The 24,821-nt window shown below is 45.0% G+C and carries 25 protein-coding genes; 13 read left to right on the forward strand and 12 right to left on the reverse strand.

Annotation, left to right across the window (positions count from 1 at the left end; translation table 11 throughout):
* Positions 1-21: 21 nt before the first annotated feature.
* From ACT3TH_RS05875 to ACT3TH_RS05895, 5 genes are all read right to left on the reverse strand, one after another.
* Positions 22-789 carry an MOSC domain-containing protein gene (locus ACT3TH_RS05875; protein ID WP_444754916.1) on the reverse strand — a complete coding sequence of 256 codons (768 nt, stop codon included), beginning with the start codon at positions 787-789 and terminating at the stop codon, positions 22-24.
* Between the two features lie 359 nt (positions 790-1,148).
* Positions 1,149-1,562, reverse strand: a complete 414-nt coding sequence (rsfS, locus tag ACT3TH_RS05880) for a ribosome silencing factor (RefSeq protein ID WP_444754917.1) — start codon at positions 1,560-1,562, stop codon at positions 1,149-1,151.
* Positions 1,563-1,693: 131 nt separating this feature from the next.
* Positions 1,694-2,716, reverse strand: coding sequence for a nicotinate (nicotinamide) nucleotide adenylyltransferase (nadD, locus tag ACT3TH_RS05885; RefSeq protein ID WP_444754918.1), 1,023 nt, complete (start codon positions 2,714-2,716; stop codon positions 1,694-1,696).
* A gap of 214 nt (positions 2,717-2,930) precedes the next feature.
* Entirely contained in the window at positions 2,931-5,078 is a 2,148-nt protein-coding gene (gene pta / locus ACT3TH_RS05890; protein WP_444754919.1) for a phosphate acetyltransferase, read from the reverse strand.
* A gap of 139 nt (positions 5,079-5,217) precedes the next feature.
* Positions 5,218-6,450: an acetate/propionate family kinase gene (locus ACT3TH_RS05895; protein WP_444754920.1), complete on the reverse strand. Its 1,233-nt coding sequence runs from the start codon at positions 6,448-6,450 to the stop codon at positions 5,218-5,220.
* 381 nt (positions 6,451-6,831) lie between these two features.
* Between ACT3TH_RS05895 and lptM the strand changes: the two genes are divergently transcribed.
* The 4 genes from lptM to ACT3TH_RS05915 all read left to right on the forward strand — a co-directional run bounded on the left by lptM (position 6,832) and on the right by ACT3TH_RS05915 (position 11,067).
* Positions 6,832-7,344 carry an LPS translocon maturation chaperone LptM gene (lptM, locus tag ACT3TH_RS05900; protein ID WP_444754921.1) on the forward strand — a complete coding sequence of 171 codons (513 nt, stop codon included), beginning with the start codon at positions 6,832-6,834 and terminating at the stop codon, positions 7,342-7,344.
* Positions 7,345-7,403: 59 nt separating this feature from the next.
* Positions 7,404-8,771: a diaminopimelate decarboxylase gene (gene lysA, locus ACT3TH_RS05905; RefSeq protein WP_444754922.1), complete on the forward strand. Its 1,368-nt coding sequence runs from the start codon at positions 7,404-7,406 to the stop codon at positions 8,769-8,771.
* A gap of 343 nt (positions 8,772-9,114) precedes the next feature.
* Positions 9,115-10,002, forward strand: a complete 888-nt coding sequence (gene dapF, locus ACT3TH_RS05910; protein WP_444754923.1) for a diaminopimelate epimerase — start codon at positions 9,115-9,117, stop codon at positions 10,000-10,002.
* A gap of 30 nt (positions 10,003-10,032) precedes the next feature.
* Complete coding sequence (locus ACT3TH_RS05915; RefSeq protein WP_444754924.1) at positions 10,033-11,067, forward strand: tyrosine recombinase XerC; 1,035 nt, start codon at positions 10,033-10,035, stop codon at positions 11,065-11,067.
* A gap of 66 nt (positions 11,068-11,133) precedes the next feature.
* Here ACT3TH_RS05915 and ACT3TH_RS05920 read toward each other — a convergent pair whose 3' ends face one another.
* Positions 11,134-12,015, reverse strand: a complete 882-nt coding sequence (locus tag ACT3TH_RS05920; protein ID WP_444754925.1) for a nitrilase-related carbon-nitrogen hydrolase — start codon at positions 12,013-12,015, stop codon at positions 11,134-11,136.
* A 329-nt stretch (positions 12,016-12,344) separates the two neighbouring features.
* Here ACT3TH_RS05920 and rpoN point away from each other — a divergent pair, with 329 nt between their 5' ends.
* A complete protein-coding gene (gene rpoN, locus ACT3TH_RS05925; RefSeq protein WP_444754926.1) occupies positions 12,345-14,000 on the forward strand; it encodes an RNA polymerase factor sigma-54 in 1,656 nt (551 codons plus the stop codon).
* A gap of 360 nt (positions 14,001-14,360) precedes the next feature.
* Positions 14,361-14,741, forward strand: a complete 381-nt coding sequence (hpf, locus tag ACT3TH_RS05930) for a ribosome hibernation-promoting factor, HPF/YfiA family (protein ID WP_444754927.1) — start codon at positions 14,361-14,363, stop codon at positions 14,739-14,741.
* 206 nt (positions 14,742-14,947) lie between these two features.
* Here hpf and thiS read toward each other — a convergent pair whose 3' ends face one another.
* From thiS to ACT3TH_RS05950, 4 genes are all read right to left on the reverse strand, one after another.
* Positions 14,948-15,148, reverse strand: a complete 201-nt coding sequence (thiS, locus tag ACT3TH_RS05935) for a sulfur carrier protein ThiS (protein ID WP_444754928.1) — start codon at positions 15,146-15,148, stop codon at positions 14,948-14,950.
* A gap of 101 nt (positions 15,149-15,249) precedes the next feature.
* Positions 15,250-15,624 carry a DUF423 domain-containing protein gene (locus tag ACT3TH_RS05940; RefSeq protein WP_444754929.1) on the reverse strand — a complete coding sequence of 125 codons (375 nt, stop codon included), beginning with the start codon at positions 15,622-15,624 and terminating at the stop codon, positions 15,250-15,252.
* A gap of 125 nt (positions 15,625-15,749) precedes the next feature.
* Complete coding sequence (rpoH, locus tag ACT3TH_RS05945; RefSeq protein WP_444755118.1) at positions 15,750-16,613, reverse strand: RNA polymerase sigma factor RpoH; 864 nt, start codon at positions 16,611-16,613, stop codon at positions 15,750-15,752.
* Positions 16,614-16,854: 241 nt separating this feature from the next.
* Positions 16,855-17,313, reverse strand: a complete 459-nt coding sequence (locus ACT3TH_RS05950; RefSeq protein ID WP_444754930.1) for a sulfurtransferase TusA family protein — start codon at positions 17,311-17,313, stop codon at positions 16,855-16,857.
* A 388-nt stretch (positions 17,314-17,701) separates the two neighbouring features.
* Between ACT3TH_RS05950 and ACT3TH_RS05955 the strand changes: the two genes are divergently transcribed.
* Positions 17,702-19,357, forward strand: a complete 1,656-nt coding sequence (locus ACT3TH_RS05955) for a M48 family metalloprotease (RefSeq protein ID WP_444754931.1) — start codon at positions 17,702-17,704, stop codon at positions 19,355-19,357.
* Positions 19,358-19,401: 44 nt separating this feature from the next.
* On the opposite strand, the gene ACT3TH_RS05960 is transcribed toward ACT3TH_RS05955, so the two are convergent.
* Positions 19,402-19,851 (reverse strand): GatB/YqeY domain-containing protein, encoded by a 450-nt coding sequence (locus ACT3TH_RS05960; RefSeq protein WP_444754932.1) that lies wholly within the window; start codon positions 19,849-19,851, stop codon positions 19,402-19,404.
* A gap of 183 nt (positions 19,852-20,034) precedes the next feature.
* Entirely contained in the window at positions 20,035-20,250 is a 216-nt protein-coding gene (rpsU, locus tag ACT3TH_RS05965) for a 30S ribosomal protein S21 (RefSeq protein WP_010195908.1), read from the reverse strand.
* A gap of 441 nt (positions 20,251-20,691) precedes the next feature.
* Between rpsU and ACT3TH_RS05970 the strand changes: the two genes are divergently transcribed.
* From ACT3TH_RS05970 to ACT3TH_RS05995, 6 genes are all read left to right on the forward strand, one after another.
* Complete coding sequence (locus tag ACT3TH_RS05970; protein WP_444754933.1) at positions 20,692-21,105, forward strand: hypothetical protein; 414 nt, start codon at positions 20,692-20,694, stop codon at positions 21,103-21,105.
* A 144-nt stretch (positions 21,106-21,249) separates the two neighbouring features.
* Positions 21,250-21,759: a c-type cytochrome gene (locus ACT3TH_RS05975; protein WP_444754934.1), complete on the forward strand. Its 510-nt coding sequence runs from the start codon at positions 21,250-21,252 to the stop codon at positions 21,757-21,759.
* Between the two features lie 171 nt (positions 21,760-21,930).
* The gene (tsaD, locus tag ACT3TH_RS05980) at positions 21,931-22,968 is read left to right on the forward strand and encodes a tRNA (adenosine(37)-N6)-threonylcarbamoyltransferase complex transferase subunit TsaD (RefSeq protein ID WP_444754935.1); all 1,038 of its coding nucleotides are present in this window, start codon (positions 21,931-21,933) and stop codon (positions 22,966-22,968) included.
* Between the two features lie 213 nt (positions 22,969-23,181).
* The gene (gene crcB, locus ACT3TH_RS05985) at positions 23,182-23,553 is read left to right on the forward strand and encodes a fluoride efflux transporter CrcB (protein WP_444754936.1); all 372 of its coding nucleotides are present in this window, start codon (positions 23,182-23,184) and stop codon (positions 23,551-23,553) included.
* Positions 23,554-23,836: 283 nt separating this feature from the next.
* Positions 23,837-24,259, forward strand: a complete 423-nt coding sequence (locus ACT3TH_RS05990; protein ID WP_444754937.1) for a hypothetical protein — start codon at positions 23,837-23,839, stop codon at positions 24,257-24,259.
* 134 nt (positions 24,260-24,393) lie between these two features.
* Positions 24,394-24,612, forward strand: coding sequence for a DUF4926 domain-containing protein (locus tag ACT3TH_RS05995; protein ID WP_201571752.1), 219 nt, complete (start codon positions 24,394-24,396; stop codon positions 24,610-24,612).
* Positions 24,613-24,821 lie beyond the last annotated feature (209 nt).

Below are 24,821 nucleotides of genomic sequence, written 5' to 3' on the forward strand. Positions count from 1 at the left end.
CACTTAAAATATTGAATCGCTTTAAAGAACCTTCTTAGCCAACACCTTTTTCCAACTGTCCTCCAAACAATCAATCTTAAGCCACGGCTCAATGATGTTAGCATCAAACTTTTCTTTACTATTCGCCAGTTGCCACAGTGTCTCAAGCGTGGCAAACGGATAGGGACGTTCAATCAAATACACAGGTAAATCGGCATCGATTAATCCGTCACGCACCACTTCAAAGTACCAACCCGAGATACCTTGTTTACTGACCCAAGCTGCAATATTGGGCACTTTAGTGAATTGTCCAATTTGATCATTGATCTTGTAGCACGGACGACGCGGTTGGACGATACGCAGCTGCACACTGTCACTGTCTGCCACTTGGTCGAAATCATACTGCCCATAATGATAGACATCACCAATACAAACGGTAGACTCGTCCATTTCAGGCATACCATTGACCGCTTCGGTGGTGAGATTTTCGCCCAATGTACCGACGCGCACTTTTAAACCAAATTCTGCGTTGATCTTGTCATAAGTCGCGATGGGTAATTGATGCACTGCTTTTAAGGCGCCGCCATGATGCTTACGCTCGGCTTGCTCATCGGTGGTCAAACCCATGAAGTTGACAGCGACAGGGGCTTTGATCGGCGCTTTGTCAATGGCGCTCATTTGCTCACGAGTGAACGGCATCGCTTTGCCAGCACGCACGCAGGTCAAATTGGCGATGTGAAGTGGCAGGGCAGTATTGAAGGTAGGTTCGACGTGTTTTTGTATGGCTGTTTCGGCGGGTTTTATGCTCATTGGGTTTCCTAATGGCGGGTCATTTTTTAGGCAAATGTAGTGAGTTCAATATAAAAATGAGTCAGCGGAACTGAAATGCTTATCTTTAAACGAGAAGTTTCGCCGCCTTTGTCTGCGAAAGCACAGCAAACCAGAAAAACTTATACCAGTTCAGCGTTGGAATATCATGTATCGGTTTTATTTAGAATCGACTTTACAATGTAATGATTGCCCTTATCTTATCGCAATCATGGACAGCTTTCAGCTTATTTATACCGCGCATATTTATCAACATTCAGACATAAAAAAAGACCAGAATGGGTATCTGGTCTTTTGATTTTATGCGTTGCAAGTCTATACGTGCATCGCACTCAATAGTCTTATTTGTTTTTGTTGCGACGACCTGCGGTTTTCTTTTCGCGCGGGGTAGCAACCAGCTCAGCCAACTGCTCAGGTGATGACCATAGGCCTTCTAGGTCATAGAACTCGCGCGCTTGTGGCGTCATCATATGGACGACAACAGCGCCCAAATCGATCAACGTCCAGTCAGAGTCAATCCCGCCTTCACGGCCAAGTGGCATAAAGCCGCCTTGCTTGGCTTCAGCGCCGACACTGTCAGCCATCGCGCGCACATGGCGCTTTGAGGTACCGTCAGCGATAACGATGCGTTCCGTGACGTCAGTCAAGTCTTCTACATTTAATACAGTGATGTTCTTAGCTTTCATATCTTCTAGCGCGCTTTGGACAAGGTTTAAGCACACTGTTAAGCGTTCTTCGGTCATGGTATTGGTCATAAATTTTAATCTCTTGAATCGTAAATATATAAAATAAAAAGGTAAAGCATCAATCTGAATTGTCTAACTGACCGGATATCGCCAGTCACGTATAAAGACAAAAAGGATAAAATGACATAGATAAGGCGATTTTAACGGAATTGAGCAGCAGAATATAGCTGATGGGCAATAATATAGTGATAAACAGCAGGATTTAGCCATTTAGCGAATGAATTGGATGTAGTATTGCTAATGATAGCATTTATTGGCGTTACAGAGGTAATTTGAGTTTTTGTCGAAGGCATTATATTCGACCAGTTTTTCGTTGACTGTAACTGTTGGCGTATTTGAGTACTCGACACCGCTACTACGGGGCAATGGTCTATGTAAATATGGCCTTTATTGGCACTTTTCAAGGCGTTGCTATCGGTCAGTGTTCGAGAAGTGGGTAAGAGCAATGCCGTCGGTGAACTGACGATTAACTTTTGCAACGGCATAGGTAGCTGAGCCTGTAGCGCAAACGTATTCTGCTTCGTTAAATCTTCCTCAACCAGGATATCTGCTCTCAAATCGTTATAAGTGTCAGATATGCTATTCATGCCATGACGACTAAAAATCCAAAGATTGACATAATCCGTCAGTTTGAGTCCATCCTTCCATTGACCCAAACTACGCGCGCTATCCATACCCATGATAAATATCAGACTGTCATTGGGGTAGCGCTGTCTTAATGTGCGCACACTATCGATAGTATAGACAGGTGGCGCTTGCCACAGCTCAAGCTCATCGATCTGTAGCGGCGTATTTTGTGTCGCAAGTTTTAGCATCGATAAGCGATGTTCGGGATCGGTACTGCGCGTTTTAAAGGGTGAGCGAGCGTTTGGCAATAATGACACATGCAGATCGCGTTGTTGCTGCTCCGCTATCGGTAATAAATGTTGATAGACGACCATTGCCATTTGCAAATGACCTTTATGCACGGGGTCAAATGAGCCACCAAGATATGCGCGGATGGCTGGTGCAGCTTTTAGGTCGTGAGGCGCAATGGCATTATTTGGCATAAATAAGTGGACAAAGAGTAGGGTGAAAAGGACTATTGTAGAGGGTGAGTGGGCACCTGTCATCAAAAGCCCTCGCAAGTCATGAAAAACAATCAATAAAAAACCGACCATCATGACGACAGTCGGTAATATCAAGCCTAGTTTTTAATTAGTCTGATAAGGTTAAAAGTGACAAGGTTAAAAGTGATAAGACGCCACTGAGATGGATTTTTCGAAGCCTCTGTCACGCTTGCGAACAGCCAGCGAGAAAATTCATCTCAGTAGAACAGCGTTATGCTATGCATCACTCTTATTTATCATTGACCAGACAGCAATTTAACTATAGTAATTAAATTTCATCGCTATAAGCTTGGATGGCTGTGAGTGCGATGGTATAGATAATATCATCGACCAGTGCGCCACGTGACAAGTCATTTACTGGCTTATTCAAGCCTTGTAGCATCGGCCCAACACTGACGACGTTGGCACTACGTTGCACTGCTTTATAAGTGGTGTTACCCGTGTTGAGATCTGGGAAGATGAAGACATTGGCTTGTCCCGCAACCGGAGAGTCAGGCGCTTTTTGTTTACCAACGCTCATGACTGAGGCCGCGTCATACTGTAGCGGGCCATCGACCTTTAGGTCGGGCGCGCGCTCACGAACGATTTGGGTCGCACGCGTGACTTTTTCGACATCTGCGCCTGCGCCCGATGAGCCAGTAGAGTAGCTAATCATCGCAACTTTTGGATCAATACCGAAGGCGGCGGCAGATTGCGCCGATTGAATGGCAATCTCGGCTAACTCTTCTGCCGTTGGGTCAGGGTTGATGGCACAGTCACCATAGACAACTACTTGCTCAGGCAACAGCATAAAGAAGACAGACGATACCAAAGAGTACTGCGGTGCGGTCTTAATCAACTGAAACGCTGGGCGCACGGTGTTGGCAGTGGTATGAATTGCACCAGAGACCAAGCCATCGACTTCGTCCATTTGCAGCATGGTCGTACCCAAATACACGGTGTCTTTTAAATATTCAGCTGCGACGTCTTCGCTGGTTTTGCCCTTACGGCGCTCAACGACGGCAGCGATATATTTGCTCATATCCAGGCTATCAGGGTCGATGATTTCTAGACCGTCTGGAATGATTAAGTCACGGTTTTTGGCAACTTGTTCCACTTCACTACGTTTTGCGAGCAGTACACAGTTGGCGATACCGCGGCTTTGGCAGATACAGGCGGCTTCGACTGTACGCGGTTCAGAGCCTTCTGGTAACACGATGCGTTTCTTGGCATTTTGCGCTTTTTTGACCACTTGATGACGGAAGGCAGAAGGAGACAAACGGCGCTCATAATCGCGACTGAAATACTCTTTGATCCAGTCTAAGTTTAAGTGGGCAGCCACATAACGCGCCACTTCTTCAGCACGTTCTGTGTCATCTCTTGGAATCTCAGCACTCATATGTACCAAGCTTTGTACGGTCTCGTAACTGTCGCTTCCGACACTCATGACAGGGATGCCTGTTTTGAGTGCGGATTGCCACAGCTCAGCGACTGTCGCACTTGGCTTAACGCCGCCAGTTAAGACTAAACCTGCCAGCGGAATACCATTGATGCAGGCCAATCCAGCAGCGAGTAGCAAGTCATCACGATCACCAGGAACGACGATCAATGTGCCGCGTTTGAACACTTCATCAACGCGTGCAACGGACCGCGCCGTCAAACTAATACGGCTGATACGACGCGTTTTGGCCTCGCCCACATTGAGCCATTCGGCATCCAGCTCAGTGGCAATATCCCAAGTACGAGGTACGGATAGCGAGTCGCTAAAAGGTACGACACCAATTAAACGAAAGGCGTCTGTATCAAAATGCGGGGACAGACGTTGCATCTCCTGCATGAACGAGTCATCCAAGCTGACGACGGCTTCACCCGGTGCCACAGGTTGGGTCTCAAAAGTATTGGGTACATCTTGAACCCGCATCAAGATCACGCCTAGCGTACGAGCTGTGGCAATACCACCAAACTCACGAGCGTGAACGTCAAGTTTGTCCGCCAAATAGGCAGGTTTGCTGGTATCAGCGGTACTAACAAAGATAATTTTGGCATCCAATGCATGAGCAATGGCACGGTTGATTTGTGAGGCATAAGACGTCTCAGTGGTCGGTACCAGTCCCTCACAGATGATGACATCATGACCCTCACCGATAGTATGATAATTGACGACCACTTCTTCCATCAGGTCATCAAGGTTGCCATCACCAATCATACGCTCAACGCGTTGACGACTGATGGATTTGGGCGGCGTTAGACCAAAAGCATGCATAGCCAAGGCGCTTGAGCTGTCCAAACTACGCTGCTTATCTAAGGTGTCGTCTTGTAAAAAAGGCTTCATAAAGCCGGCTTTGATACCATTGTAGTCAAAGGCACGGATCAATCCGAGCGCAGCTGACGTGACACCGATACCGCGGCTGATGGGAACAAGTAAAATCGTTTGCATAATGTATCCTACGGTTTATTATATTTTTAAGGCTCAATTCATCCTTGCTGAAATGAGTAAAACATTGCACTTCTTATACTTGATTGATAAGAAGTACGAGACTTCAAAAGCAGTGGAAAACGACGAAAATCCGTTGCGCTTAGACCAAGCCTAAAGCTTCACGCGTTTCTTGCGCGATACGGCCTTCTTCATCGGTTGGGATGACCCACAGCTCAAGACTACTATCTTCGCCATGGAAGCTGCCTTCGTTACCTCTGACCAAGTTTGCGTTTTTGTCCGCATCCACTTTGATACCGAAATGACGCATCACTTCCAAAATACGAGCACGCGTGGTAACAGAGTTTTCACCAATACCACCAGTAAAGACGATACCCGTCAATTCAGGCAATGCACAGCTCAAGCTGGCAAGATATTTACCAACGCGGTAACAGAACATCTCGATAGCAAGCTCGGCTTCTTTATGACCTTCACTGGCGGCTTGTTCGATGGTACGCAAGTCATTAGATAAGCCAGAAATACCAAGTAAGCCGCTTTCCTTATTGAGCATGGTATCGATGTCTTCTAAGCTCATACCAAGCTGGCGCTTTAGATGGATATGTAGGCTTGGATCAACATCACCACTGCGCGTACCCATCATAAGGCCCTCAAGCGGTGTCAAACCCATGCTGGTATCGAGACTCTTACCATCATACACGGCAGTCGCTGAGCAACCATTACCCAAATGCGCCGTCAGCCAGCCATGTGTGCCGCTCGCGTCCGTGATTTCAGTTGCTCGCTCTGAAACGTAGGCATGAGACGTACCGTGGAAGCCATAACGGCGGATCTTGTGTTCTTCGTACAGGTTTTTTGGTAGGGGGTAGCGAAAGGCGACTGGTGGCATGGTTTGGTGAAAGGCGGTATCAAACACGACGACCTGCGGGATATCAGGATAAATGGCTTGAACTGCTTCAATACCCAAGGCGTTTGCCGGATTGTGTAGCGGAGCCAATACTTTTAGGCGTTTTACTTCATCAAGCACGTGATCGTCGACTCGAACGGCTTCTGAGTACTCACGGCCGCCATGTACCACGCGATGACCAACCGCGATAAAATGATATTGCTCTAACAACTCAAGAATTTTTTGTAGGGCGAGCTTATGACGGCCGCCTGGGATAGAAATTTCAAGCTTCTCGCCATTTAGCGTGGTGTGTTTGATACGAGCGGTATCGAGTCCTAAGTTTTCGGCAAGACCTGTGATGCGAGTGGCATTGTCATCGCTAATCAGCGCGTATTTGATGGAAGAAGAACCACAGTTGAGGACTAAGGTAGGGTTGGTCAGGGTTGATGTTTCAGTATTTTTGTCATCAAAAGTGGTGGTTAGGCTGGCGCTCATACTCTATCCTTAGATTATATTTTATAAGTGGATTCATAATTTATGAATACCGGTTAGATAAATAAAAACCAGCCCCATCCCTGCTGATATAAGCGGTGCAAGTATATTGCTGATTTTGATCTTGCTTGGGCTGGCATTACCGACCAATACCGGTTAAGGAGCATACTAGCGCCTTACGACAGCCACAAAGCTGACCATAATGTAACATATTTTTGTGGGCATACCACGATAACTATGAGGATTGACGCCCAAGATAGCGCCGCTTCGATTACAACTGTGCACCGATTGTGGCTAGGGCTTATCAGCGGAAAACGCAAAAAATGGTCGTCAATAAAAATTGTAAGAAAATTTTTCTAAACGAAGCCACACAGCTGTTCGACTATGACTACTATAAATAAAGATGAGTCACTATCGTTTCTCACATCGATGTATCAACCTTGGCAAGACTGGGATATTGCCTTTGCTAAATTTATTGGTCAGCAGTGTTCAGTAGGCGCACCGCTTTATGTAATAATGCTATTATTCAAAACAGCTATATCGCATGTTTTTTTAACATACTTACACCATCATCAGGTTACCTACTATATGCTTACTATTCGTCGCGCTTCAAAAACCAAGTACGCCACTGTTGCTAGCGCCGCTAGTGCCAGTCGCCGCGCCATCTCCACGCTCATTATCAGTAGTGCTGTGATGTTAGGTCTGTCAGGCTGCGGACAAAAAGGCGATTTGTATTTGGTAGACGCGGATAGCCAAACGGTTCAAAGTAGCACGGATATGTTAGAGAGTACCAGCCATCCACAAGATGCTGCCTTTTCTGGTATCAACGATGACAATGCGCAACAACCAGGCGATTTAGAACTGCCAGAACCTAGTAGCGATCCCAACGACTATTAGTAATTATTCCCATGCTTTATTTTCGAACTTGATACCTTGATTAAATTAGAGATGTTTATATGAGTCATTCTGAGTTACCAACTGGCGAATCCGTTACTGTTGAATCCGTATCCACCCAAACTGAGCAAGGGTTGTATGTCGACCCTCAAGCCTTAACCGCTCACTTGCCAGCGCTGCATTATCGTAATGATGCGCTACATATGGAGCAAGTCAGCGTTGATGCGTTGGTCAAACAGTACGGTACGCCATGTTATGTTTACTCAAAACAGGCGATATTAGACGTGTATCAAGCGTATACCGATAGCTTTGCCAGTCTCAATCATCAGATATGCTATGCAGTAAAGGCCAATTCTAATTTGGCCGTACTTGGTGTATTGGCACAAGCAGGTGCAGGATTCGATATTGTCTCACGCGGTGAGCTGATGCGCGTACTGGCTGCAGGCGGTGCAGCGTCACGCGTGGTGTTTTCAGGCGTTGGCAAGACTTATGGCGATATTGAGTATGCACTTACTCAAGGTATCGGCTGCTTTAACGTTGAGTCGATTAGTGAATTGGCTCTAATCAACGAGGTGGCAAAGACACTCGATAAGCCTGCGCCCATCTCATTACGTGTCAATCCAAACGTCGATGCCAAAACGCATCCGTACATCTCGACTGGTCTAAAAGACAATAAATTCGGTATTACCCATGAAGATGCGCTCGCGGTCTATCAGCAAGCAGCAGATTTATCTCATATTGATATCGTTGGCATTGATTGTCATATTGGCTCGCAGTTGACTGAGGTCGAGCCGTTTGTCGCAGCGTTAGACAAAGTGATTGAATTGATACATAGCTTGCGTGATAAGGGGATTGAGCTGCGCCACATTGATTTGGGCGGCGGTTTGGGTGTGCGTTATATCGATGAGACGCCCGTATCTATTGATGAGTTTGCGAGTGCGCTATTACCAAAATTAAGTGAGCTTGGCTTAACCGTGTTTTTTGAGCCGGGTCGCAGTATTGTCGCCAATGCGGGTATTCTACTGACCCAAGTCGACGTGCTAAAACCCACTGAGCACAAGAACTTCGCCATCGTCGATGCCGCGATGAATGACTTGATTCGTCCTGCATTGTATCAGGCAGAAATGGCAGTGATTCCAAGCGTATTACCTAACAATGGTAACGATACCGATGGTACAAAAGCATGGGATATCGTTGGCGCAATTTGTGAGACGGGTGATTTTTTGGCTAAAGACCGTCTCTTGTCCTTAGCTAAAGGGGATACGTTGGCAATCACTGGTGCTGGTGCTTACGGGTTTGCCATGAGTAGCAATTACAATTCGCGTCCGCGTGCCAGCGAGGTGATGGTGTCAGATGAGAATCATCAGCTGATTCGTAAGCGCGAGACTATTGAAGCGTTATACGCAGACGAAATATTGTGGCAGGGCTAAACTTTGACAAAGCCAAATAGCAAGTAGCCGCTCAAATCGCGTTGTGAAAAACCACCGAATTTATGAATAAAAACTACCCATTGTCATGCCGACAATGGGTTTTTTTATGGCAAGATTTGACCAAAATTGACGGGATAATATCTTTGCCAAAACATGAGTAGCAAGGATAGTAAAGATAAGCGCGTCCCTTAATAAAAAATGGGTTTAGCAGTGTCGATCCTAATTTTTGCGCGCAATACAGCGATTGCTATAACTAGACATTTGATAGCAGTGATTATTATGATTGTAACTAACAGCGTGCTAAGATAAGGCATACATAAAAATCGGATAGGATATCAAGGGTATGCTAATAGAATTCACTAAGATGCATGGTCTGGGCAATGATTTTATGGTCATTGATCTGGTGACCCAACGCTTAGAGTTAACCAAGGAGTTGGTGCAGTTGCTGGGAGATCGTCATTTAGGCATTGGCTTTGATCAGCTGCTCGTGGTTGAGCCACCGATGCGCCCTGACGTTGATTTTAGCTATCGTATTTTTAATACTGATGGCACAGAGGTTGAGCAGTGTGGCAATGGTGCACGTTGCTTTGCACGTTTTGTCCAAGCGCGTAAACTGTCATTTAAGCAGCGCCTACGTGTCGAGACGGCAAGTGGTATTATCTCGTTGACCACTGACCGTTATGGTTGGGTAGAGGTCGATATGGGTAAGCCGAAGTTTGAGCCAGACGAAATTCCATTTACGCCACGAGCTACTACTAAAATTCAAAATGCCTATCATTTGGATGTAAATGGGACACCTGTGCAACTTTATGTCGCCAATATGGGTAATCCACACGCGGTGATCAAAGTTGATAATGTACTCGACGCAGAAGTTGAAACGTTGGGCAAAGCCATCGAATCGCATCCTGCTTTTCCAGATCGTGTCAATGTTGGGTTTATGCAAGTGATGAACCAGCGTCACATTCGCTTGCGTGTGTATGAGCGCGGTGTTGGTGAGACACAAGCTTGCGGAACAGGTGCTTGTGCAGCCGTTGCTGTTGGTATACGTGAAGGCTGGTTGGATGAAGGTGAAGATGTGCGCGCGCAGCTCTATGGCGGGAGTATGATTATCAAATGGCAGCCGGGATATTCGGTCATGATGACGGGTCCAACTGCGTTTGTCTACGAAGGTGTGTTTAGTCCCGATGGTTTGATGGCGCAAGCAGGCATCAAGCCTGGGCCAGAAAGCTAAGGGTGCGCTCTCATTGAGGTTTGTTCTAATATGATTGTGTCTAATAGTACGGTGGATAATGACAGTCAGTCTATAGAGCCAAAATCATGGCTATCGGCTAAGCTTGCTGCCACAGTAGAGTCGGATGATGTGCTACAAGAGTTGCTATCGCCTGTTCATCGTTGGCTAAACACCTTGTCTGTGCGCAATCATTCAGAGCACACCTTGACGGCGTATTTTGCGGGACTAAACCAGTTGGCGCTGTTTTTGCGTGGTAAACGCTTGTCATGGACGCGCTGTGACAAACGTCAGTTGGCTCAACATATTAGCCAGCGTCTAGATGAGGATAAGCTGGCGCTGGCGAGCGTGCAGCAAGAGCTATCCGCTATCCGCCATTTTTATGGTTGGTTGATTGAAGAGGGCTTAGCGCGTATCAACCCAACGACTGGCTATCAGTTAAAGCGTAGTCCCAGACCATTACCGTCTATTGCAGATGTGGATTTATTGACACAGCTTCTTGATCAGGCTATACCTGATACACCAGAACAGGCTCGCTTATGGTTGCGTGATAAAGCTATGTTTGAATTGCTTTATAGCAGTGGCTTGCGGGTTGGGGAGCTGGTCGCGCTGGATATGACAGATGTGGACTTGTCAGACTTGCGGGTGCGAGTGACGGGTAAAGGAAACAAGACGCGCTTGGTGCCATTGGGAGCGAAAGCGGCAGAGGCAATTAGGCGCTATCTACCGCACCGTGATTTGTGGGTAGAGCAGCAAGACCGAGCGCTTTTTATCAGTGAAAAACTGGGCACACGTTTATCCACCCGCGCAGTGCAACAGCGCTTAAAGGTGGCTGCGACCCGCGCAGGCATCGCGCAAAACCTGTATCCGCATCTACTGCGCCATTGTTTTGCGTCCCACATGCTCTCAGGCAGTGGTGACTTGCGCGCCGTGCAAGAAATGCTCGGGCATAGCGACATCAGTACCACGCAAATTTATACGCATGTCGATTTTGCTAAATTGACGCAAGTCTATGACCGTGCTCATCCGCGAGCGACTCACGCGCAGAGTGAGAGCGACGCTCTTTAAACGCTAAACCTTATTTTAATCGCTCGTTACAATAGTCGTTCTTTCTTTTTTAGAGCTAATCATATCTTACGCCAAACGATGACAGTCAAAAATGGGCATTTTTTGGCGACCTTGCTTTTGAAATTGCCTGTCTAATGATGCCATGACAAGTGCGTAATTTTTGTCTGTTTCGCTGGCAGCTGTGTTATTGAGCGTACTGTCATCATAGCTATTGATAACTGTACCATCATAAGCGGTAATCGCTGTGTGTCCCCATGTCTGACGGATGTTGCCGTCTTTATACACATGATCGCCGCCTTGCGCTGCGCCAATCACCATACATTGACTGTCCAATGCACGTGCGCGCAGTAAGAGTGACCAATGGGCCTGACCTGTTAGATAGGTAAAGGCAGAAGGCGCGCTCAATATATCTGCCCCTGCTTGCCGCAAACGCTGTGCCAATGCTGGAAAGCGCAAGTCAAAGCATACCATCATCCCCAGCTGATACACTGCATCATCCGTTTCAATCGGTGCCACCACAGTTTGCGTGCCCGGCTCAAAAGTCGCCGCTTCATTATAATTGCCTTGCTTATCTGCCACTGTCGCTGTGAATAAATGGATCTTGTCATAGCGCGCAACCCGCGTGCCATCAGGAGCAAATAGCTGACTAACTTGTCGCAATCTGTCATTAGGCACGCTCATACCATCAGGGCGATAAGGACAGGGAAGTGAGCCTACAAGGACATGAATGCCATGCGTGTTTGCATAGCCTGCTATCGTTGCTGATAAGTCATCGAAGCGCTCGGCGGTAGCAAATTGCTCGCCCATGCTACAGCAATTTTCTGGTAAAACCGCAAGCTTAGCGCCTTGCGTACGGGCATTGATAATCGCCGCTTCTATATCTGCTAAGTTTTTGTCTATGTCTTGCTGACTGTTCATTTGAATGGCAGCGGTGGTAAATTGGGGCATATCGGCTTTGTCATTCATAATAAGATTCTCAGTTAAGGTTAAGACTGGCTCAATGGGTTTGAATATTTTTGCGTTTTCTATCTTGTGACACTTCTTATAAATTTTTAAAATTGTGGGTAAACTTTTATAGGAATGCTTGCTTGATGGATGGCAAAATACACCAATTAATAAAGTTTTGTAGAGGGCAAATCACAAGCGTATCTGCGCCGAATATAAATTATCATAGCAAAATTGCGGTAAAAAATGCTATCGTCGTGTCCTGATAAGGTTAAATGCCCTTAACTGACTACGTGTATCCAATATCATCACCGGAGTGTAATAAGTCACTTATGAGTATGTCGTTCGGATTGGCGACCACGCTAAGTACCTCACAAAAACTGACCCCGCAGATGCAGCAGGCCATTAAATTGTTGCAGCTCTCAAGTCTTGAGCTTGCGCAAGAGGTACAGGCCAAGCTGGATAGCAATCCGTTATTAGAACGTATTGAGGAAGAAGAAGAATACGGCATTGATGATAGGGCAGAGGGACTAAATGATTCTTTGACGCTTGATAGTTGGAACCAAAGCACAGGCGTTGACACATTCAATACATCATCTGAATATGATGATGACTTTAGGGATAGCTTAGATAAGTTGCAGCAAACGAGTATTGATGATGGGGCGATGGACAGTTATGTGACCGATCGCGATGATGACAGTCATTTTGACAGTGATAATTTTGACCACAGTGACTTTGATGGCAGCAACCATGCAACGGCTGCCACAAGTTCAGCCAGCCATAAAAGTGACGACGACTTTGACCCTTATCAAGGTGGCACTGCTGCTACCATTCAGGATCACGTGCGCTGGCAGTTAAACTTTAAACGGCTTTCAGAAGCGGACACGCTAATCGCGACCTATCTAATGGACTCTATGGATGATATGGGGTTTGTGCGGCTTGATATTGACGAGCTGCTACAGAGCTTCGATACCATGGCAAGCTTTTATCAGTGGGATGAGCGCGTTGAGCACGATGAAGTGATGGCTGTGCTCCGTATCATTCAGTCTTGCGATCCGCTGGGTGTGGGTGCGCGCAATTTGAATGAATGCCTTGCCATTCAGTTGTCCAAACTGAGCGCTGATACTGAATATCTAAAAGAAGCCAAAGCGTTACTATCAGCAAGTGAGCATCTAGTCAGCAACAATATCAAAGCCCTTACTGAGCGCACCGGACTTGCCGCAAGCGACATCACACCAGCCCTTACGCTATTGCGCACCTTAAACCCGTCACCTGGACTGCTGTTTCAGAGTAATCAACCAGATTATGCTCGCCCGACACCCAGCTATGATATCCCTGATGTGCTGGTTACCCCTGCTCGTCGTCATAAGAGCAACGTGCATTCAGACATAGAGACACAGGATGAAGGCTGGCATGTCCGTCTTAATCCTGACACCTTACCAAAGCTGCGAGTCAATCAAGAGTATGCCAATTTGGTCAAACGCGGCGATGACAGTCCTGACAATCAATACTTACGTGAGAACCTCACCGATGCGAGATTGTTTATTCGTAGTATCGAAGAGCGCAATCAAAACTTATTAAAGGTGGCGACCAGCATCGTACGTTATCAGCAGGAGTTTTTACAGCATGGTGCTACTGCTATGCAGCCGCTTATCTTAAAAGTGATTGCAGAAGAAGTGGAGTTGCACGAATCCACGGTTTCACGACTGACGACCAGTAAGACTATTTTGACGCCACAAGGATTGTTTTCGCTCAAGCATTTCTTTTCATCGCATGTCAGCAGTACAGATGGCGATATCTCATCAACCGCGATTAGCGCTATGATTAAACAGCTGATCTCAGATGAAGATCCCAAAAAGCCATTGTCAGACAGCCGTATAAAGGACTTTTTATTAGCAGAGGGTATCGATATCGCGAGAAGAACAGTGGCCAAATACCGAGAAGCCATGAATATCGGTTCATCTACCCAGCGGAAACAGAAATATTGACATGTATAAAATGAACGACAACAGTAAAGCTTAACAGATGATAGTAATACGTTTATCTAAATATAAAAAATAAAATTTTTTGATTATATAGAAACATTGAGGAAACAACATTACTTATTACATTTAATTACAATATACTGTCTTGCTACTATTCGAGTTTCATGACAAATTAGAGCCATACCAACAACGAACTTTCAAGTATAGAGGTATATTAATAAGAAAGCAGTGATAAAAGGATACGTCTGCTTTTTATTAAAAATGATTGGGTAGTCGTTGGTAAGGCAGGGTGATAAGAGCAAGAATGCTCATTCATCTGTTGATTGTAAGCAACAATGCAAGTAATAACAAAAGGACAATAATATGAATGTTTCTATCAGTGGTCACCATATCAGTGTTACCGAAGCTATGGACACAGCAGTTCGTGAAAAGCTTGTAAAAGTAGAACGACACTTTGATCAGATACAAAGTATTCAAGTGATCTTATCGTTAGACAATAGCGGCGCGAATGATGGCGGTCAAAAGACCCATAAAGCTGAAGCAATTATGCGAGTCTCAGGTCAAGAAATGTTTGTCCAAGCCTGTGAAGATGATATGTATAAAGCCATTAACGAGATGGCAGACAAGCTCGATAGACAAGTACGCAAGTATAAAACTCGCCAAGAGCGCAAGAAAACTCAAGGTGCAGGACGAGATCATCGCTACGAAGATCTTACAACTGACGATGTTGCATCGGTTGTTTAACTTTATTGAGGTTTGAGGCGTTTAACGTTATACAAATATTGGCTGATAGAATAATAAATGTACAAATAGCCTTATAGTTTAACGTTAGTGCTTCAAACCTTAATACATAAAAAAAGACCTCAAACGTACGAGACGTTGAGGTCTTTTTTATTATATGCTTTTTTACACCAATGTGTTTAAAACCAATTTTTATTTGAAACTAACCATTAGCCACCGCCAACCGCTTGCACTACCTCGATATTCATACCTTCAACGATACGTAATTGAGCAAGCTCACTCTTTGGCACCAGTTCTCCGTCGACTTCTACGGCATAACGACCTTGACTAAGACCAAGCTCATTGATGACCATTTGCACAGTTTGATGGGTCGTTTGTAAGTGTTTACCGTTCACGCTAATGTCACTCATGAAATATGCTCCTTAATAATTTGGTAGTCCTTGTTGGTAACTCATAATTATCATTAATTTAGCCTTATATCTAATCAATTGGCTGCTTAAGTAATTGGATATTAAGGGCTTGAATGACTCAAGCGAAAAGTCGATACGGCAAGCCAGAGCCAGCCGCCAATCATCAGCACACCGCCGATGGGTGTAATAGCGCCAAACCAGCGCGGTGCACCAAGCGTCATCGCATATAGGCTACCAGCAAATATAACAATACCAATTTGCAAAAGCCACGCCGTGGTTTGGGTAGCATAATTGAGTCGAATTAATAAACCTACCAATAGTAAGCCGAGCGCATGTACAAACAAGTAAAGGGTTGCCGTATGCCACCATTCGAGCTGCTGAGTGCTGACCATGGCTTTGAGACCATGGGCACCAAACGCGCCTAAAGCGACGGCGATAGCCAGATTGATGGCCGCAATACCTATCCAATTTAACATGGTAAAACTCATATGGTGTAAAGGCGATTGATAACCTAGCAATTAGTGAAAGTAGAATAGGGGTTACACAGTGAGTAAATAGCTAGCAACTGACTGTTATCAATTGCTATTTCAGATTATCATTGCTATTGAAGGTCATCTGGCAAAATCACACTATCAATGGTCATAGCATCACGAATTTTATCCATTGCGTTTTTTTCAATCTGTCGTACGCGCTCAGCTGAGATAGAGTAAACGGCTGCCAGCTCATGCAAGGTAGATTTTTGCTCAGAAAGCCAGCGCTGCTCGACGATATCACGTGAGCGATCGTCCAAAGTGCCCATGGCGGCTAGTAGGGCTGATGAGTTATTCTCTTCCCAATCCGCTTCTTCTAACTGCTCAGCTGGATCAATGCCGTCCTCTAAAAACAGCTGAGGCGCGTAACGGCCATCGTCATCATCGCTAGACTGTGCTTCGAACGAAGCATCATAAGACGTCAAGCGAGACTCCATCTCGAGCACTTGCTTGCGCGTAACATTTAAGTCAGCAGCAATTGCATCCGCTTCTTCTAACGTTAGCTGGTTGTTAGTCTTTTTGAGACTACGCAAATTAAAGAACAGTTTGCGATGCGCCTTGGTCGTCGCAACTTTGACAATACGCCAGTTACGAATGACGAACTCATGAATCTCAGCTTTAATCCAATGGACAGCAAAGGACACCAAACGTACTCCTTTGTTCGGATCAAAACGTTTTACCGCTTTCATTAGTCCCAAGTTGCCTTCTTGAATCAAATCCGCTTGCGGCAAACCATAGCCCGAATAACTGCGAGCAATGTGAATCACAAATCGTAGGTGCGACATGACAAGCAGACGCGCCGCTTCCACATCGCCTTCATCATAGTAGCGATGAGCGAGTTCTTGCTCTTGTACAGGTGTCAAAATTGGAATTTGATGGACGGTATTGATATAAGCACCCAGATTGACGCCTGGCGCTGACAAATGCGTGGGCATCGCAGGTACTAAATCACGAGTGCTGGTGTCACCAAGCGCGCTTGCATCATAAGGTGGTCGCTGGGCTGCAGCCTTTAATGCTGCATCGCGCGCTTCGTTTTTTATAGGAGCTGCGTTGTCTTTTTTACTCGTTTTCGCAGTATCAGTAGAAGTATTAGCCATATTCTTGACCTTGGTTAAATAGTGACGCAAATAGTCAGATAAAAATCTTTATAGTTCTAATTGTAAAGGATAGCAGCATTTAGTTGCTATCAGTTTTGGTAATGATGAAGTGATATATTGTATCGAAACGCTTTGACGACAGGGCATCAGATTGAGGCGGAGCTGTGCCCTTATTAACCGTCAGTGACAACTGATTCACAGCGCTTGTCTGCTGACTTTGTCGACAAAAAGCGGTGATGTCTGCTCGTGAATTAACGTCAGTTGCGACCACGTACAGTGACTCACCATTTGCAACATCGCGTAGTGCCACTTTGGCTTTTAATAGCGGCATAGGACAGGCAAGGCCTCGACCATCGACAAAACGTTTGATAGTGACTGTCGGTCGATCTGTATCGGCATCTAGAATTGAATCGCTATTATCCGCTCCTAATAACGCTAATAAAGTGTTGACCGTTTGCTGCTCAGCATCAGACAAAGCCGCTGACAAAGTGACAGAAGGAAGCATGCTTACGACGGATAACTGACTATCAGCAGACATAAAATAAACCTTATAAATATCAATCTGTTGGTATGTGTTACTATTTTAATTATCAATAGTTAGGTTTAAAATATCGCTATTCAGTATCGGTTAATGAATAGTGACGACTGAATGGTGATTTGAACGCATTACCATAACTTGTTACTCATTATACCAAATAGACCGTATGCAATTGCAGTTGAATATTATCAACGTAATATTCGGTTCATTAGAATTACAAGGCTATGTTTCACAATCATGACGTGTCGCTAGATTATTGGTAGTCCATTGCAGATGAGAATTGACCTTATATAAACAAGCTCGTATAGTCGAAGGAACGTTGTCATGACTTATATAAGATATGCTCTCATCCCACTATAACAGACGGTTAACACCTAATAGAGACCTCATGAACCCCTTAAATCCATACGTGATTATCAAACGTTCGTCAAAGGTGACAGTACCCTTATATAGTCGAAATATCCTCAGTCTATCTATCACAGGATCGAGCGCCATCAGGTTAGGAGTTTCAGCGATATTACTGGCGGCGACCACGGCGGCTAATAGTATTGATAATAGCCGACCTGCGCCATTCGTCGACAACTCATGGCAGTCCAAGGAATTGGAGTCATTAAGTTTACCCAATTTGCGCGGGCAGGGCTTGAGCTTTGATGAGCAATATCAAAATAAATTGCTTGGCGAATGGTCACTTCGAAACGTCAATGGTCGCGTCAAGATGGAGCATGATCCTTGGATTCATGAGGTCGTAAAAGACATGACGTGGCGCCTGAATGCGCAAGCACGGCAGCAAGCGCCAATGGGATTAGTGATTATCGATAGCCCTAGTATCAATGCCTTTGCAGCACCAGGCGGCGTCATTGGTATCAATACGGGGACGATATTGGCTGCCAAAAGCATGGATGAACTTGCCAGCGTGGTTGCCCATGAAGTCGCGCACATCAGCCAACGTCATTATGAAAGTGGGGCTGATGAACGCAAAAAAGCCTTACTGATGCAAGTAGGCGGTATGCTAGCGGCGATTGCAGCATCAGCCGTCGACGGTGATGCAGCGGCGGCAGTGATGATGGGCAGTCAAACCGCAACGATGAATAGCAGTATGGCCTTTAGTCGCAGTAATGAGCGCGAGGCTGATCGGGTCGGAATGCAGATCATGACCCAAGCCGGTTATGATCCAAGAGCCATGCCACGGTTTTTTGCGACAATGAATCAACAAAGCCAGTTGAATCAAGTCGAGAATCGGTTTTTACCAAGTTTTATACGCTCGCATCCATTGAGCACTGAGCGCCTAAGTGAGTCCCAAAGCCGCGCTCAGAGTTACCCACCTTTATCATTAAACCAGCAACAACGCTATCAAACGTTATTTGATCTGCTGTATTGGCGTGTACAAAGTACGGGTAAGCGTGCTTCTGAAACCACACTAACGGCGGCCGCCAAAAACGGTGTTGGTGCCAAATTGGCCTTGATGCATTGGTATGGTGAACAACAACGTTTTGAAGACGCCAACGACGTATTTGCAGAGATTACGGCATTGCCAGCAGCGCAGCGTCAAGGATTAGAGCCATTGCTATCGATTACTCAAAGCCAACTTTTGAGTGAACAAGGCAAATGGTCGCAAGCGGCAGAGATTCTGGAAAGTCAGCAGCGCGTTTATCCTGAGCGCCGTGATTTGCGATTATATTTGGCAAAAGCGCTTACCAATAGCAATCAGCCAATGAAGGCGCAGGCGTTACTCAAGCCGTTAACTGAGCAGCAGCCAAGTGACCGTTATGCTTGGCAAAGTTTGCAGTTGGCCAATGAAAATCTTGCCAAAAACACGACCTCAAAGCAGCTGGCCAACATTGCGACCATCAATGCACTGCGCTACCGCAGTCATGACCAGTTATGGAGTGGTCGCTACGAAAGTGCGCTCACGTCTCTCACACAAGCCAAACAGTTGGCAGAAAAACTACAAAATACCGAACAAGCCAATAGTGCTCGTCCGCTTTTGGCCAATATTAATGCAGAACTCAAAGCAGTAAAAACCGCCCAAGACTTTGAGCCTTAGGCGGTTATTCAGTGCAAAGCTTAATATAGGGCAGGCAGTAGAGGTTAGCCTTGGAGTGCATCTTTAACCAATTTAGAGATTAAAGCGGGATCCGCACGACCAGCCGTTTTGTTTTTTAGCACACCCATCACACTGCCCATATCACGCATTGACGTGGCGCCTTGTTCAGCGATTTCAGCATTGACTAGCGCACTGATTTCCTCATCACTCATTTGCTGCGGCATAAACTCATTGATGATATCAATCTCGAACTGCTCTTTGGCCGCTAAGTCATCACGGCTGTTTTCTGTAAAAATAGTCAGCGATTCATGACGCTGCTTTAGCTGCTTTTGTAGCACTTCTAAAACTTGCGCATCGTCGAGTTCTGTTTGACGGTCAATCTCAATTTGTTTGACGACTGATTGTACATTGCGCAAGACTTTCACACGCTCAAGCTCACGTGCTTTCATAGAAGTTTTGATGGTGTCTGACAACGTCTGTTTGAGTTGGCTCACTGTTATTATCCTTGTATGTTAAGTTTATTTATTGAATTTTTGGCTAAAATCCTGCTGATGCGGTTTTTGAAAACACTCATATTAGCAATAATAATAAAAATTGTAGCATAAAAAACGCCACTGATATCAATGGATAACAGTGGCGTTAGTGTAGAGCTGGTATGTGACTTATCGTATTAGCGATTAGTACATACGAGTCGTACGAATAGTTTCGCGTTGTAACTTTTTCTTATAACGCTTTACAGCAGCAGCTTTTTTACGCTTACGTACTTGCGTTGGTTTTTCATAAAACTCACGCTTACGCACGTCTGATAATACACCAGCTTTTTCACAAGCGCGCTTGAAACGACGGATAGCGATATCAACTGGTTCGTTTTCTTTAACCTTAACTGCAGGCATGAAGACTCCTTGATTAGGATGAGATATAAGGGCATTAGTTTGGCTGTGTATTAGTATTTAGCCGTAATATCTCAAGATTACAGGCATCAGCTCAAACTAGGATAATCTTGCGCATTAGCACAAGGGCAGGTATTTTAATAAAAAACACCAATAAAGTCAATGATTTTAATGGATTAATCCCTATTTATCATTAAGTTGCATGGAGCAACAGAGCGTCACGGTATAAGAGGGTAAAAACATCGATAGCCTTATATGAATAGTACGGACTTCTCAGTTTGCAAACATGACAGTCATCACAAAAATTCATGCTGATTGGACGGGATGGCGATAATAAAAAACCCCTACTGTCTATAACGGTTTGACCAGAGTTTGTGCTATGATATTTCTATACAGTAGTAAGCATATCAACCGTTTTATGTGCATTTTATTGAGGATGTTGGAATGAGAAAATCAGTACTAAATACGGCGCTAAGTACCGCATTTATCGTCGCGCTTGGCTTTGGTATTAGCGCGTGTAGTGGTGACAAAGAAGGCGAACATGAGTCGCACGAAGTAATGGCAATAGATCGTGTGGATGAAGCCGCTGAGCTTGCTCGTGCAAACGCTCCTGAAGCCGAAAAGATGGATTTCCCAGAAACGGCGCCAATGCCAGCAGCTGAAGGTGATGCCGCAGCAGTAGACGGCGCAGCGACAACGGATGCAGCAGCAACAACTGGGGTCGCAACGACTGAAGCAACAGCAGCTGGTACCGATACCGCAGAAGCAGCTGCTACTGACAGTACAGATGCAGGCTTGGCAGGTGCTAGTGGCGATAGCACTGATACCGCAGCGACTAATGGAGCGGCTCCGCAGTAGGTACTTGATTGACCAAATAGAAGGCCAATATGTGGTACTTAGGCATTCGTGATATCTAAAAGGTGTGAGTAATAAACAAGCGTGATGAGTGTCTGCGCTGTCATAGGCAACAGCCCACATGAAATATCGAATAAAGGTGTCATCATGATGAAGAAACAACAGCGTACGAATAAACTCACACTATTTGCTATTGGTATGAGTGCATCATTAGCACTAAGCGCTTGCAGTGGTGATAAGACTTCTGAAGAGTCTGCCGCTGTCAATGAGCCTGCTGAGACAGCTGCAGTGGTAGAAGACGCACCAGTCGCTAAGTCTGAGGTTGCTAGCTCTGAACCTGAAACAGTGCCTACCGAAACAGCTGTCACTGCAAGCGCTACCGAGCAAGAAGTTGCCGCTGAGCCTGAGGTTTTGGCGGCAGATGCAGGTGCCAAACTGTATGAGTCCAATTGCAAAGTATGTCATGACGCCGGTCTGTTGAATGCGCCGAAATACGGTGATAAAGCGGCTTGGTCAGCACGTTTGGGCAAAGACAAAGAAACGCTATATACGCATTCTGCCAAAGGCTTCAATAAAATGCCGGCACAAGCAGTAGACGGTATCACTGAAGCGCAAGTGAAAGCGGCTGTTGACTATATACTTGCATCAGTAAGCTGATACGGTATATTAGAATATATCAGCCATTGAAATTTGTTAAACTGACCGTCATTGTGACTAACAACGACGGTTTTTTTCTACCCGTTTTTCTTGCTTGCTGTATCTCTTTTACATTGAATGAGCTATAGCAAACAGAGAACAGCATGAAAACAAAAGCATAAAGGCAAAAGTATGAAGGTATTGGGTTTAGAGACCTCTTGTGATGAGACAGGCTTGGCGATTTTTGATAGTGAGCAGATAGACCGCGACAATCAAGGTTTGCTCGGACAAGTATTGTATTCACAAATAGAGTTGCATGCGCTTTATGGTGGCGTGGTGCCTGAGCTTGCCAGTCGCGATCACATACGTAAGCTTGTGCCTCTGCTTAATGAGCTTTTGGCACAATGCGATATCCGCAAAGATGAGATTGATGCAATCGCCTATACCAAAGGCCCAGGGCTTATTGGTGCGTTGATGACAGGCGCGTTATTTGGTCGCAGCTTAGCTTATGGCTTAGATATTCCAGCAATTGGTATCCATCATATGGAAGGGCATCTATTGGCGCCGCTCATGGGCGCAAATCCGCCAGCGTTTCCTTTTGTCTCGCTATTGGTTTCTGGTGGTCATACTTTACTGATAGCCGCACGTGGTGTTGGGCAGTATGAAATATTGGGTGAGTCGATAGATGATGCAGCGGGTGAGTGCTTTGATAAGGCGGCTAAAATGCTGAGCTTACCGTATCCAGGGGGGCCTAATATCGCCAAATTGGCAGAGAATGGCAACCCAAATGCTTACGCACTACCAAGACCGATGCTACATCGCGGTTTGGACTTTTCTTTTAGTGGCATGAAAACAGCCGTACATAATCTTATCAAAGATACTGACGGCGCAGATAGCGACCCGCAAGTCCGCGCTGATATTGCTGCCAGCTTTCAGCATGCTGTGGTCGACACATTGGTGAAAAAGTGTGTCAAAGCACTCAAACAAGTAGAAATGAGCCGATTGGTGATTGCGGGCGGTGTCAGTGCCAACACCCATTTGCGTGAGACGTTAGAAGCTGAGTTGGCCAAAATAAACGCTACGGTCCATTATGCGCCCCCTGCTTTATGTACGGATAATGGCGCGATGATTGCATATGCGGGCTACGAGCGCTTGCAGGCTGGGCAGTCTGATGATTTGGCGGTCAGCTGCGTGCCTCGTTGGCCAATGACGGAATTGCCTGCGGTGTAATTTTTTTCTTCGTTATTGTATAGCCGATACTAAATAAAAAAATACATTATATGGCAACGCAGAACTGGTATAAATTTTTCTGGCTTGCTGTGTCTTGGCAAACAGAGGCTGCGAAACTTTTCGTTTAAAGATAAGCATACTAGTCCCACTGTATTACTTTTATACTGAACTTACTATATCCATTAACCTCTAGAGCTGAATTAAGGATAGTTTATGCAGTGGCTCGCCATTGGTCTAGGAGCAGCATTTGGCGCGTGCCTGCGTGCGTGGTTGTCGCGCTTTAATGCGCTACACAATTGGATACCACTTGGCACGTTGAGCGCAAATATTTTGGGCGGATTACTGATAGGACTGGCATTGGTATGGTTTGAGCGTGCGGGGAGTGGGTTGTCTGATAATGTTAGACTGTTTGTGATTACGGGGTTTTTGGGCGGACTCACTACCTTTAGTACGTTTAGTGCCGAGGTGTTTGGTTTTTTTCATGACGGGCGGTTGCTGGCAGGTTTGTCATTGATAGGGTTGCATGTTGGACTGACATTATTGGCAACAGCACTGGGTTTTTATTTCTTTAAGTGCGTGCTTTGAGCTTTTATCGATATCACCTGCTTAATTAGTGGTCTGATTTAAGTAGTTACTCGAATACAGTCTATTTTAAGTGGTCTATTAATAGGTTTGGAGGCGGAAATAATTGGTTCCGTTGGGGTATACCCAAATTGCTATTATCTTTTAAAAGAGCTACTCTGCAATATATTTGGGGCGGCTCAGTTTTTAGGTTGGTAATACTATTTGGTAGAGTTTTTGGACTGTAACGAATCTCACATTGGTTATTAAGTTCTAGGAAGAGATGCTCTAATAGAAAGGCAATATTATGAATTGTATAAATGAAATTTTAAGAGTGAGTAGTCAACTAGATATTAAAGTAACTTTAGTAGAAGAGGATAAGTCAAAACTTGTAATTAATAAAGTGATGCAAATATTTACTCCCCAAAAAATAACAGGACATTTAGCAATCTCTAATGATGAAGTTATAATTTTTCCAGTGGAAGACTATGAATTTATTTATTCAAATAGCCTACCAGAAAGTAAAGGATATATTTTTTTTGATCAACCATCTGAAACTGAAGGACAGGTTGTGATGATTGAGGATGTCAGGTTTTTATGTCGGATATTAGAAGAGTCTTTTGGTATGGAGTATTTTTTAGTAGACGAAGATTTTACTTATTTGATTGCTTTAAATTGGTATGTGATAGAAGGAGCAGGAAAAGCTGTAAACCTGTTATCTAATATTTAGTGCTTAGAGTGTAATTACCCATACTGTCAATGTTATAGCATTCAAATTTATACCTAATAATGGTAGTTCAACTCCTGTATAGCGCACCGAACACGTTCCCATAACAGACGTTATTAAATATAAGGCTTAGCAGTATGTTGAATATAAACGATGTTATTAAGGTATCAAAAAATATTCAAGACGATATCAGAGCAGGTCATTTGGGTACTGTAGTACATATTTTTGATCAAAATCCCCCTGTGTACTTAATTGAGTTTGTAGATGATGAAGGCCGTACAACTGAAATGGCATCTCTAAAAGAAGAAGACATGAGCCTTTATTGGGTTGCCAGCACTGAAACATATGTCGAATAGTTAACGGTGAATTGTCCTTACTATTAATGACGACGTAATAACCTAGTCAAAAAAACCATTAATACAGGCTTGTTAAGTACACTCAGATGTACATTGATTCAATATAAAAGCCTATACCCATAGTAATCACTTGGACTACAGCCAAAGGTTCAAGTCCTCACTAGGGAACCATCATTTACTTCAACGCCTCTCATAACGTAAGAAAGCGG

Source organism: Psychrobacter sp. AOP22-C1-C5, from assembly GCF_052378885.1.
Classification (GTDB): domain Bacteria; phylum Pseudomonadota; class Gammaproteobacteria; order Pseudomonadales; family Moraxellaceae; genus Psychrobacter.